Genomic DNA, 12,544 nt, shown 5'->3' on the forward strand with positions numbered 1-12,544 from the left:
GCGGGAGAGGAATGTAATCGGGTAAACCGAATTTGAGACAGTAATTTACTGGGCAATGGAGCAGAAGAAAATCTTATTTGTGAGTCATGATGCCAATCGGGCAGGAAGCCAGTTATTGCTGTTGCAACTGCTCAGGCTATTGAAAGAACGGGGCGTTCCCATGCATTTGTTGCTGTGCAGTGGCGGAGAGCTGGAAAAAGAGTTTGAGGCGGTTGTAAGCATTACGCGCCTGTATCAGAATATCAATGTAACGACCACCCCGCTTACCGGAAAACTGCTCAAAAAAGTCCCTTTATACAAATATTACCAGCAGCATTCAGCCCAAAAAATTAACGAAAGAATTGCTGCCGAGCTCTCGCACCAGAACATAGGGCTGGTTTTTGTTAACTCAATCGCCAATTCTGCGGTTTACTGCGACTTTCTGAAATTCCTGCACCATTTGCCGCTTGTGACATTTGTGCATGAGCTGGGCATGGCTGTAAAGCTTTATTCGCATGAAAAGCAACTGACTTTCATGCTGAAAAAAACCGGACACCTGATTGCGGTTTCGCATGCAGTGGCCAATTATTATATAGGAAAGTACAATTACCCGGAAAGTCAGGTTAGCACGTTCACATTGATCGATCACGAGCACATTGACCGGAAACTGCAATCTGTGCAGCGCGACATTCTTGAAAAAACCTATAATATTCCAAAAGATGCCATTGTGATCGGTGGATGTGGAAATGCAGAATGGCGCAAGGGAAATGACATTTTCAACTGGATCGCGAAGCGCGTTATTCATAAAACAAGCCCGCTGCCCGTTTATTTCGTATGGGTTGGCGCAGGTCCCCAGCACGAAATCTACGAACTGATTGAAAGCGATATTCGTCTTATGGGGCTGAGCGACAGGATTATCCTCATTCCGCCAACGCCGCGCGCGCTGGACTATATCAACCGGTTTGACGTATTGCTGCTGAGCTCACGGGAAGATCCCTATCCGCTTGTCGTTTTAGAAGCCGCTTTACAGGAAATTCCGGTGGTGTGTTTCGAAGATGCCGGCGGCGCACCCGAACTGATCGAATCGGACGCAGGATTCGTAGTTCCTTATATGGATATATCTGCTGCATCTGAGGCAATCATTCAATTGGCGCTCGATCCTTCACTTCGCGAAACGCTGGGTCGCGTTGGCAGGAAAAAAGTATTGGAGCGGCATAATACGGACAAAAGTGTTGCGAGCGTCGAAGCCATCATTCAAAAATATTTACCCTTACCGGTTTCGGAAAAGCAAAATCAATGACAATTGCCTTCACAATTTGCTCCATCAATTATTTAGCGCAGGCCAGGACATTAGGCGATTCACTTAAATCCACCAATCCCGACGTCCTTTTCTTCATCGGGCTGGTCGATTCCCTGAAAGGTGTTGTTTTTGAAAAAGGATACAATACTGATTTTCCAATGATCGAAATTGACAAGATCGAGATCCGGGATTTTCAGGAAATGGCTGACAGATACAACATTACCGAGCTTAATACAGCGGTAAAGCCTTTCTACTTTACTTATTTTTTCAAACATTATCCCGAAGCACATAATGTCATTTATTTCGATCCTGACATTATTGTATTTCACCCATTGACGGAGCTGCTGTCGTCACTATCCGCTCACAAAGCGGTTTTGACTCCACACATTAACACGCCCATCGAAGACCAGCTTACGCCCAACGAGCTTCACCACTTAAATACAGGCGTTTATAACCTGGGTTTTGTGGCTTTCAGCAGGTCGCCCGAAATCACAGCATTTATCAATTGGTGGGAAGAAAAATTGCGTTACGAATGCCTTATTGATCTTTGTAATGGTCTTTTCGTAGACCAAAATTGGATGAACTTTCTGCCCGTTTTTGTTCCTGACACACATTTGGAACGAAACCCGGGCTATAATGCCGCGTACTGGAACCTTCATGAAAGAGTGTTTTCGGAATCCGCAGGCACATTCTTCGTCAATGAAACCAATCCTTTGATTTTCTTTCATTACAGCGGTTATGATCCCCAAAAGCCTGCTGTTTTGTCCAAATATCAAAACCGCTTTGAATTATCCGCCCGCCCTGATCTGACGGCATTGTTCGATTTATATCGTAACAGCTTACTGACCAATGGTAATGCTTATTATCGCCAGTTTCATTGCGCTTACATTAAGCCGACGCGAGTCCGTCGCTATCAGCGGGTACGCAAATTGCTGAAAATGCCTATTAATTATGTCATTGATCAGCTGGAAACAATCTGATGAAAGAGCTTGTATCCGTTATTGTGCCCATTCTGGATCCGCAGATCAATCCCACAGAAGAGCGGCTTTTGCATCACTGCCTCAACACGCTCGATAAATATCCGGTCATTTTCATCACTTTTGAAGGCGCCGATCTATCCATCGTGAAGGAGCACAATGAAGATATAGACGTTATTTATTTTCCAAAAAAATACTTTCAGTCCAGATCTGCCCTCGCCGGCTTGCTCCTAATGGAAGATTTTTACGACCGTTTCAGCTGGTGCGACTTTCTGCTGATCCACGAACTGAACAGCTGGGTTGTGCGCGACGAGCTCTATTACTGGTGCAAACAAGGTTATGATTATTTAAAAGCCGGACCACTCGAAGACGACAATATCAAAAGGCTGGCAGGAGTCGTTTCCAGGATTTCCGGGTTGAAAGAAGACGAAAAACGACTGTTTGGTCAAGCATATGCCAACAATGGGATTTATCTTTGCCGCATTGAACGCATGATCAGTACGATTAAATCAAAGCAAAAAGAGGTTTACACGTATCGGCACAGCGACAATTTCCTGCACGCCGACTCTGTTTTCTGGGACCTGGAAGCAAACCGTTTCTGGCCACATTTAAGGAAGCCTACGCCCATCGTTCGGGATCATTTTGCGGTGGACGCAGCCAATATCAATTCAAACAAAACGTTACCTTTTGCATTAACCGGCATTTTGAAGGAAAATATTCATCATTTGCCTTATTTCAAATCATTGCCGGAAGCGGATTAATTGCACATGAATATTATTTATACGGTTTGTAACAGAATCAACCTTGCCCATGCGCTTGCCTTGGCGGATTCGGTTCTGCTTCACCAGCCGAACCATACTTTTTACTTAGCCTGGGTCGATAATGTGCCCGTACAAGTTCCTCCGCACGTTAAATTACTGACCATTGAGCAAGCAGAAATCCCAGCCTGGGAAAGTATGAATGCACAATATTATCATTTTGAATTACTCGCAGCCTGTCGTCCGTGGTTCGCATTAGCAATGCTGCGGCTGCATAGCGAATGCAAAAACCTTATTTTCCTGGCGCCAACTGTCCTGTTGGTTAAGCCGTTCAGGGAAGTGATAAATGATGCCTCGGAAATTCACCTGACCCCGAACATTCGAAAGCCGCTTGCGCCTTCGAAGTTGCTGGATGACAAGCGGATTTTGAACATTGGCATGTTCCATTCGGGCAGCTGGATGTTGAAAGTTGGTGAACAAACAACGAAATTACTTCGCTGGTGGGCCGAAAGGACCATCGACCGGGCCGAGTTCGATCTCTGCAACGGCAAGAATATGGATCAATTATGGCTTAATTATACATTGGTCTGGATTCCTGAAACAACTCAGATTGCGCATCCGGGCTGGCATTACGGGCTGCATTCAATCCTTAATCACGAGCTTCAAAACAAAAACGGAGATTATTACATTGAAGGAGAGCCATTAATCTCCCTTGATTTTGCAGGACTAGACTATTTTGATCCCGTGTGGTCAAATCATATTGGCCTAATGTCTTCAAACAGAGCATTTCACGTGTTATTTGATAACTACAAAAAAACGCTGACCAAGTATAAGCATTCACTTCCTGCCGATCGCATGCCTGGCTTTGGCAAGCCCGCAAAAATCAGGGAGAACAGGATTTTAAGAAATAACATTGCAGCAAAATTGAAATCAATTACTGCATTCATTGACCAGTTTTAATTAACCAGCCGAACCAGGACTATATGCACTTCCTAAAAAAAATGACGCAGGACTTGCGGAGTTTTCTATCTGAACTGAAAATCAACGGCACTCAGAACACGGCTGATCAGCAGGATTATCCCAAACTCACCATCATTACGCCTTCCTACAACCAGGCAGATTATCTGGAAAGGACGATTCTGAGTGTTTTAAACCAAAATTATCCTAACCTCGAATACATTATCGTAGATGGAGGCTCCACGGATCACAGCGTTGAAGTGATCAGGAAATACGAAAAATATCTTTCCTGGTGGGTTTCTGAAAAGGACAGAGGGCAGGTGCACGCGATCAACAAAGCGCTGGAAAGAGCAACGGGAGACTACATTGGCTTCCAAAATTCGGACGATGTATATTTTCCGGACACGTTTGCTCGTTTTGGAAAAGCGGCCAAGAGCCAGGAAGACGATATCATTTATGGTGACCTGTATATGATCACCCCGGATGACGAAGTGACAGAAATCCTGAAAACAACGTCATACAGCTTTGAATGCCAGATTTTGGAAGGAATGCAGATTCATAACCAAACGCTATTTTTCAAAAGGGCATTGGTAGAAAAATACGGCAAATTCGATGAATCTTACCGGTTTGCCTTCGACTATGAATTTATCACGCGTTACACATACCAGAAATCGACAAAAGTGCGAAAAGTGGAAGGCTTAGGCGGGGCATTGCGCGTGCACCCTGATGCAAAGTCATCTACGATCGCATCTGTTGGAAAAGAGGAACATGCCAAAATCCAGAAATTGTACATTTCAACGAACGGTTCAGCAGCTCTCAACAAAATAAGGTATCTTTGGTGCCGAGTTCGTAAAATTCTCTATTTCGCGGTGCGATTAGATTTACAATATATCCGTTTCAGATTTTCCAGATGAATTGGAGTCTACTAAACATAGCCACAAACTTTAATAATCTCAGATATTCCGTTGGCATCGCGATGATGTTCAACGGTTTTCCGCTGATATTTTTTATCCGCGATACACTGGGTATAGGGCCGGCAAGTAGCGTTTTCACCGCCATTTTCTTTTCATTGGCGCTCACGATGATGGTGCCTATGCACCTATTCAAAAGGCTTTACAAGCCAAATGTGATATTGTTTAATCTCGGTCTTGGCTTCCTGCTGCTTACATTATATTATTTCTTTTTTATTAATAAACAGGGGAAAGCGGTTGCGGATATTGGCAACTACGTGTTCATTTTCGGCTTTCTCGTTCTGCTGCTGCATGTTCCCAATGATGTCAAGGAAACTTTGGTAATGATCCTGTTTCTGATGTCATTATTTACCAATATAACCCTTGTCTACTCCATTTTGACGGACCCCAACTGGACGCCGGGAATGCGTGCTGCGGTAAATTTCGCCAACGAAGGAGCGCAACCCGGTGGAAATCCGCACATTACGGCCCGAAATGGCATCATTTGCATGTTAACCGGGATGGTCATGCTCAACCGGACACCGGGGATCATTACGAAATTATTTCTATTCTTTTCGGTCCTGTTTGGCCTTGGTGTTATTGTTATTTCACTTGCCAAATCCAGTTATCTGGCTGTCGGGCTGATGATAGGCGCTTATTTTGTTTTGCATTTCAAGATTTCCAATGTGTTTACTGCCATAGGAAGTGCCTTTAAGCTGCGGAATATGGCCTTCATTATCTTGATATTGATCGGGCTCAGGTATTTTTTAATCCGCTACGGCAACATTCTGGATATGCTCCTGGGTTATTGGGACATGTTCCAAAATAGGATTATGGACGTAATTTTTACTTCAACCGGGGTCCGGATAACGGATACAGCTGATACGGATGCTTCCGCAATGGGGCGCGTAGGCGGTTTTGCTGAGTTTACAGAAACATTCTTTTCCTGGGATGTTTTCCTCGGCCGGGGCTTTAAATCGGATTACCTGGATATTCCGCTTCTTGAATCCTGGGTTAGTCATGGGATTTTCGGGTTTGTATTTTTCGCAGGATTCAATTTCTTCCTGTTCATTTACGCCATGCGCGAAATCAAGAGATATACCAATCCGCTAACAACATTCCTGGCCTATTTCTTTCTGTCTTTAATGGTGCTGCTGTTCACCGGCGGGAGGCCTTTCGACATTGCATTCTGGTTTCCTTACCTGGTCATGATCCGTTTTTTGGGAATCAAATATCTCGACAGTATTTCCAGAAGGCCGGTTGCAGCCCAACTTACAACGGTTACCAGCTAATTCCCTTTTTTACAATAAATCGTCATGCTGCTTTTTCATAGCCATGTAACGAGAAACCCTGCTCATGAGAGACCGCGTTGAACAATTAGATGGATTAAGAGGCATTTTTTCTATTCTCGTAATCGCACACCATCACAATGCGTTCAAGGAATCGGTTTTTTACAACAACTTTTTTGTCATCAATTCCAGCCTTTTTGTTGACTTTTTCTTTGTATTAAGCGGTTTCGTGATTGCGATGAATTACGTGAACAGGATCAGCAATGCCAGAGACTGTGGCACATTCCTGAAAAAGCGATTTATAAGGCTCTTCCCGCTGCTGTTTTATACAGAGGTCATTTTTATAATCGCGAGTCTGATCGGCGAAAACAGCCCGATGAAAAATGTGGGCGAACTTGGCTTGCGTTATTACGCTTATACGGCCTTTGACACCCTTACTTTCATGGGTTCCGCACCTGTTTTCGGCTCCTGGGTCAGCAATAATTATCCCGCCTGGTCTATATCGTCCGAAATGATCTCCTATGCGGTATTTGGGCTGGTTATTCTGTTGTTACCAAAAATAAAATACCTCTCCTTTGCCGTAATCGCCTTGCTTTCGGGCCTTTTTATTATTTCAAAAGGTGAATATTTGCTGGCTTACGACTATGGCTTTGTCCGGGGATTGCTGTGTTTTTCGCTGGGCATCTTTACAAATCTGTTGCTTAGTAAGCGAACATTCAGCCTGTCTGCGTTCGAAATCCCCTTCCTGATATTCCTTATTGCTGCCATGTATTTGGTACATCATTGGGATTTGAATTTATGGAAGCTTGTTTTTCCTTTCATATTCGCCATCGGCATCATTATTTTCGCGAGCTCCAAAGGCGTTGTTACGCAAGTGCTTAAAAGTGAGCCATTTCAGTATTTGGGTAAAATATCCTATTCCATTTATCTCAACCACGCCATTGTACTAATTCTCGTGAATGTAGTGCTTTTTCGGGCACTGAAATCGCCCGTTAATGAGGGCATGATCGCCATTTCACTAGTGACCTCTATTTCCCTGACGATCCTTTATTCTCACTTTACATATGAATTTATCGAGAAAAGGGCTGGGAAACTTTTGAAGAAAATCCTGGAATGAAAATTGATGACGGCAGGTAAACCTTTCATGCTATTGAATGGTTATTCTAACAAACCAAAGCAGAAATCATGGCCACATTTTCAGAACTTATCCAAGGTAACAAGCCTGTATTAGTCGATTTTTCAGCCGAATGGTGCGGACCTTGTAAAATGATGAAGCCGATTTTAGAAAAGGTGAAATCAGAACTCGGCGATTCCGCAACGATCATTAAAGTGGACGTTGATAAGAACAAATCAGCCGCTAATGCTTACAAAATCCAGGGCGTTCCTACATTGATCGTTTTCAAACATGGCAAACCCATGTGGAGACAATCGGGCGTTGTTCAGGCAGACCAGCTGAAATCCATTATCCAGAAATACATTTAGTTATTAACCCAACTCCGCAAGATTTTGAGAGGCAGTAATTTAGAAGTCATTGAAAACAAAGATTTCAGCATTGAAGAATTAACTGAAACCAGTTATGAACAAGTCAAATTCCTCAACTGCACATTCTCCGATCTTTCAGGCATAGACTTTATTGATTGCGTTTTTCAGGATTGCAATATGAGCAATGCAGGCGTTAAAAACTGCAAGATCTCTGACATTGAATTTATTAACTGCAAGTTGTTGGGAATCAATTTTTCAGAATCCAAAGATTTTGCCTTTGCAGCTAAATTTGAAAGCTGCATCCTGGATTATGCGATTTTTGAACAAAAGAAATTGAACAAATCCGCGTTCAGCAATTGCAAAATACACGGTGCAGATTTCACGCAAGCCGACCTTTCAAAATCAAAATTCCATAATTGCGACTTCTGGGACGCTGTTTTTGCCAACACCAATCTGGCAGGCGTCGACTTTTCCAGCAGCAAGAATTTTACCATTGACCCAACCAGCAACAACATTCGCAAAGCCAAGTTCCTTTCCTCCGATCTGGCTGGCTTGCTAACCAAATTTGACATTATTATTAAGTAGCATTTTGACCGCCTGAGCATTTTTTGTTTCTTGACGCTTCAAAATGACCCTTAACATTATGTCACTTCAATTGTTTGCCGAAACCGTTTACACCGGCCAGGAAATCCTAAGAAACCAGCTTATACAAATCCTCGACGGCCAGATTGCCGGCATGGAATACGCAGAACCAGACCCGGCCATCACACGCGTCGCCAACCTGGCACCCGGCCTTTTCGACAGTCACATTAACGGCGGGGAAAAATTCTATTTCACCGAACGTGCTGACGAAGAGACGATTGACGACATTTACCAAGCCAGCGTCAAAACCGGAACGGCCTATGTCCTGCCAACGCTCATCACATCGCCTCAGAATAATATCTTAAAAGGAATCGAAGCCACCAGAAATTACATCGCTAAAAACCCGACTTCCGGCGTTTTGGGGATGCATTTGGAAGGCCCGTTCCTGAATCCAATCAAACGCGGCGCGCATTTGGCTGGCTACGTGCGCAAACCCACGGACAATGATTTACAGGAGATTATCACCCACGGAAAGGACATTATCAAGCTCATCACGATCGCGCCTGAAATGTTCACGACAGATCAGATCCAAATGTTGCTGGAATCCGGCATAACCGTCTCTGCGGGCCATTCCAATGCCACTTATGACGAAGCTACGGCTGCATTTAACCAGGGAATTCAGTTGGTAACACATTTATACAATGCGATGTCAGCATTCGGTCACCGCGCACCTGGTTTGGTAGGCGCTACATTTGACAACGAGAATGTATACGCCCCATTAATTATCGATGGCGTGCATTGCGATTTCGGCGCGGCGAGTGTAGCCTATAAGATTAAGAAAGACAAGCTGTTCCTGATTTCGGACGCATTGTTTCTAGGAGAAAAAGTGACCGAATTCAAGTGGGGTGAATTTGATGCCTATTTGAAAGATGGCCGCTATACAAATTCGGACGGTAACCTGGCAGGAGCCACCATTTCACTGCCGGATGCAGTTCGTAATGCAGTGAATGTGATTGGAATCCCCTTGCAGGAAGCAATTGAAATGGCCACAATCAGGCCAGCGCGTGCATTGGGATTGGAAAAGCAGATTGGCAGCATTGCCATCGGTTACCCCGCAACATTCACAACATTTGACAACAATCTCGAAAATTTCTCGGTTTTGAAAATGTAATGTTACAAAACCAGCATGCCACCGGCGCGAAGCTGCGTCCAGGTCATGGAAATCATAAATTCCTCGAAGCTGCCCAATCCGGCGGCTTCGAAATCATTTCTCAATCGCTCCAATGGGTAAGCTTCTGCATTGCAAGACAGTAGCTTAGGCATCATTTCCACCAGCCACTCTCCTATCGCCACGTCGGTTTCAACGGCCCATTCTTTTTTCTTATTATAGAAAATCAATTCAGCGATCTCGTAAACCTTTTTGCCTTTTTTCTCCTCAAAAACAGACATTTCAGGCAGGCTTCCCAGCCAGGTAACTACGGCATTGGGCCTGTTTGCCAGGTCAGGCAGCTCCCTAATGCTCTTTTCAATGTAATTGGGCGGAATGGAAGTGGGCGGCACTTTGAAATCGAACCACCGGGAATGTGGAAAATCAAGGCAGACGCCGTGCATATAATTGAACAGCGATTTCCGCAAACCCTCGCCAAACAAATCGTGGTTCGCGCCCGAAGGATTATCGTGTTCCAAATCATTATTCGCGAAATCACCAACATTCGGCCCGATCCGCATGACATCAAAGGCCTCCGGGTGCAGTCCCACAGGACTATGCGCCGTCATCGCAAACCGATGCCAAAAGCCTGATTGCACGATGCCCGCCTGAAATAACTGTCGCACCATTTCCAGCGAATCAATCGTTTCCTGCGCCGTTTGCGTCGGAAAACCATACATTAAATATGCATGCACCATAATCCCCGCCTGCGTAAACGCATCCGCCACGCGCGCAACCTGCGCAACGGTAACGCCCTTCTTCATGCGCTCCAAAAGCCGGTCAGAAGCCACTTCAAGCCCGCCGGAAATGGCAATGCAGCCCGAAGCTTTTAACAGCAGACAAAGGTCGTGGGTAAAATTCTTTTCAAAGCGAATGTTCGTCCACCAGACAACGGTGAGTTTCCGTCTGATAATTTCCAAGGCCAGATCCCGCAGCAATGCCGGCGGCGCGGCTTCGTCTACAAAATGAAAGCCATTTTGCTGCGTTTGCGCAATGATCTCTTCGATCCGATCGCAGAGTAAAGCGGCCGTCATGGGTTCGTAACGTCTGATGTAATCGAGTGATATGTCGCAAAACGAGCATTTGCCCCAGTAACAACCATGCGCCAATGTCAGCTTGTTCCAGCGCCCATCGCTCCAAAGCCTGTGCATGGGATTAACAATTTCAATCACCGACAAGTAATCGTGCAGAGGCAGATCGCTGTAATCCGGCGTGCCCGTATCGCGCTGCGGCACATCCTTTTCCTTCGCGCCATTATGATAAACGACCACGCCATCGACGCGCGAATAAACACGTTTCAGCTGCGAAATTTCCCTTTCACCATCCAGATATTCCAGCAGCGAAAGCAAAGGCGCTTCACCGTCATCAAGACATATAAAATCGATGTAATTAAAAACCCGGGGTTCTTTCAATGTGCGCAGTTCCGTGTTCGGAAAGCCGCCGCCCATAACGATTTTAATGTTGGGATAATGCTTTTTTAAGTATTGCCCACATTTAAAACCACCGTATAAGTTTCCCGGAAAAGGCACAGAAATGCAGACAATGTCAGGCTGGTATTTTTGTATTTTCTGTTCCAGAACATCGGTTAAGGTCCTGGACAACAGCGTATCCGGCGATTCTAATGCCGCTTCCATTTCATCAAAACTCGTTGCAGACCTCCCCAACCGCTCTGCATATCGGCTGAAACCAAAATGCGGATCAACAGCTTCCTGGATCAGATCGCCGAGATCTTCGAGATATAATGTTGCAAAATGCCGCGCCTTATCATGGATTCCCATCGTCCCAAATGCCCAATCCATATCTTCCAATTGCTGAAAACGGCCCGCTTCCGGCAAATAACTGCGGTCACAAATGCTGTGGGCTAATGTTGGGTTTTGGTTTTTGAGAAAGCGGATGACGGGATCAATGGTTGTGATATAATCATCTTTCAGCGAATAAATCCGGAAACTATTCTCCGTAAGCGCTATGTCCGAATCATCGAGCTGCGCAAAAAGCGTCTTTAACCCCTTCGAAGAAAACAACTCTAGAATCACATCAATCCCCAGATCCGCCTGATACGACTCCCTACCCAAAGTGTTCAAAAACCCTTTCAGATAAGCCGTAGCCGGATAAGGCGTATTCAACTGCGTAAATGGCGGCGTGACAAAAAGCGTTTTCTGCTGCAAGGTGACTTTTAGTTATTAAGCGGTGCAAAGGTACGACTGTAAAAGAAAAATCGCACCTTCCTGGATTAGTTGCGCATCCCTGATAGTTTCAGTAAGTTCGGCCCTCAATGGCGCAACGACTTATGGAGATTTTATCTGATGTTCTATTCCAACAATATCTTGATCAAAATAAATCTGATCTGGATCATGATTTAGAGGCCATTACCAACACGCCTTTCACAACAAGCGCATTTGATTTTTACACTTCCGTTGCCGTTATATCGTCATCCAAGATCGAAGGGGAACAACTTGAAGTGGACAGTTACGTCAAGCACAAAATCCAGCACATTGAATATTTGCCTGAACTGACTCAAAAACCGAACGATTTATTTCGCGCCTATCAGTTTGCCAAAGAGAACAGATTGACCCGTGCCAACTTTCTCGAAAGCCACAAACTTATTTCCGAACATTTGTTGCCTGAGCAATGGCGTGGCGTTTTAAGGCAAAATAATATGCTTGTGATGGAGCATAACACTGGTAAGATTCAATTTGAAGCTGTGCATTTCGAGCAAGTGGAGGAAGAAATGGATAAGTTATGGTCTGACATTAAATTACTTGCACAAAAGACGTTGACGGTTGCTGAAACGTTTTACTATGCATCATTTATTCACATGGTTTTTGTCGCCATACATCCTTTTAATGATGGGAATGGGAGAGCAGGAAGGTTGTTGGAAAAATGGTTTTTGGCGGAAAATTTAGGAGAAACAGCGTGGTTCATTCAATCTGAAAAATATTACTATCAGCATGTTGACCAATATTATAAAAACCTGAATCGCCTCGGTGTCTTCTATGATCAGCTGGATTATGGTCAGGCAATGCCATTTCTATCCATGCTGCCTCAGGCAATCAAATTGTAATA

Annotated in this window: 12 protein-coding genes; 11 read left to right on the plus strand and 1 reads right to left on the minus strand. The window is 44.6% G+C overall.

Features of this window, described 5'->3' with window-relative positions:
- Positions 1-55: 55 nt before the first annotated feature.
- From LZG74_RS13975 to nagA, 10 genes are all read left to right on the plus strand, one after another.
- Positions 56-1,279 (plus strand): glycosyltransferase family 4 protein, encoded by a 1,224-nt coding sequence (locus LZG74_RS13975; RefSeq protein WP_026628325.1) that lies wholly within the window; start codon positions 56-58, stop codon positions 1,277-1,279.
- A complete protein-coding gene (locus tag LZG74_RS13980) occupies positions 1,276-2,259 on the plus strand; it encodes a glycosyl transferase (protein ID WP_233797184.1) in 984 nt (327 codons plus the stop codon). The genes LZG74_RS13975 and LZG74_RS13980 overlap by 4 nt, the downstream gene beginning before the upstream one ends.
- A complete protein-coding gene (locus LZG74_RS13985; protein ID WP_233797185.1) occupies positions 2,259-3,017 on the plus strand; it encodes a DUF5672 family protein in 759 nt (252 codons plus the stop codon). The genes LZG74_RS13980 and LZG74_RS13985 overlap by 1 nt, the downstream gene beginning before the upstream one ends.
- A gap of 6 nt (positions 3,018-3,023) precedes the next feature.
- Positions 3,024-3,974: a hypothetical protein gene (locus tag LZG74_RS13990; protein ID WP_233797186.1), complete on the plus strand. Its 951-nt coding sequence runs from the start codon at positions 3,024-3,026 to the stop codon at positions 3,972-3,974.
- 23 nt (positions 3,975-3,997) lie between these two features.
- Complete coding sequence (locus tag LZG74_RS13995; RefSeq protein WP_233797187.1) at positions 3,998-4,885, plus strand: glycosyltransferase family 2 protein; 888 nt, start codon at positions 3,998-4,000, stop codon at positions 4,883-4,885.
- On the plus strand, positions 4,882-6,213 hold the full coding sequence (locus LZG74_RS14000; protein WP_233797188.1) for a hypothetical protein: 1,332 nt from the start codon (positions 4,882-4,884) through the stop codon (positions 6,211-6,213). Before LZG74_RS13995 ends, LZG74_RS14000 begins: the two co-directional genes overlap by 4 nt.
- 64 nt (positions 6,214-6,277) lie before the next feature.
- On the plus strand, positions 6,278-7,327 hold the full coding sequence (locus LZG74_RS14005) for an acyltransferase (RefSeq protein WP_233797189.1): 1,050 nt from the start codon (positions 6,278-6,280) through the stop codon (positions 7,325-7,327).
- A gap of 68 nt (positions 7,328-7,395) precedes the next feature.
- Positions 7,396-7,692 carry a thioredoxin gene (gene trxA / locus LZG74_RS14010; RefSeq protein ID WP_026628332.1) on the plus strand — a complete coding sequence of 99 codons (297 nt, stop codon included), beginning with the start codon at positions 7,396-7,398 and terminating at the stop codon, positions 7,690-7,692.
- 24 nt (positions 7,693-7,716) lie between these two features.
- The gene (locus LZG74_RS14015; RefSeq protein WP_233797190.1) at positions 7,717-8,277 is read left to right on the plus strand and encodes a pentapeptide repeat-containing protein; all 561 of its coding nucleotides are present in this window, start codon (positions 7,717-7,719) and stop codon (positions 8,275-8,277) included.
- Between the two features lie 58 nt (positions 8,278-8,335).
- Positions 8,336-9,445: an N-acetylglucosamine-6-phosphate deacetylase gene (nagA, locus tag LZG74_RS14020; RefSeq protein WP_233797191.1), complete on the plus strand. Its 1,110-nt coding sequence runs from the start codon at positions 8,336-8,338 to the stop codon at positions 9,443-9,445.
- A 2-nt stretch (positions 9,446-9,447) separates the two neighbouring features.
- Here nagA and LZG74_RS14025 read toward each other — a convergent pair whose 3' ends face one another.
- On the minus strand, positions 9,448-11,646 hold the full coding sequence (locus LZG74_RS14025; protein ID WP_233797192.1) for a radical SAM protein: 2,199 nt from the start codon (positions 11,644-11,646) through the stop codon (positions 9,448-9,450).
- Positions 11,647-11,768: 122 nt separating this feature from the next.
- On the opposite strand from LZG74_RS14025, the gene LZG74_RS14030 reads away from it, so the two are divergent.
- Positions 11,769-12,542, plus strand: coding sequence for a Fic family protein (locus tag LZG74_RS14030; RefSeq protein ID WP_233797193.1), 774 nt, complete (start codon positions 11,769-11,771; stop codon positions 12,540-12,542).
- Positions 12,543-12,544 lie beyond the last annotated feature (2 nt).

It is taken from the genome of Dyadobacter sp. CY327 (assembly GCF_021390415.1).
In the GTDB taxonomy this organism is placed as follows: Bacteria; Bacteroidota; Bacteroidia; order Cytophagales; family Spirosomataceae; genus Dyadobacter; species Dyadobacter chenhuakuii.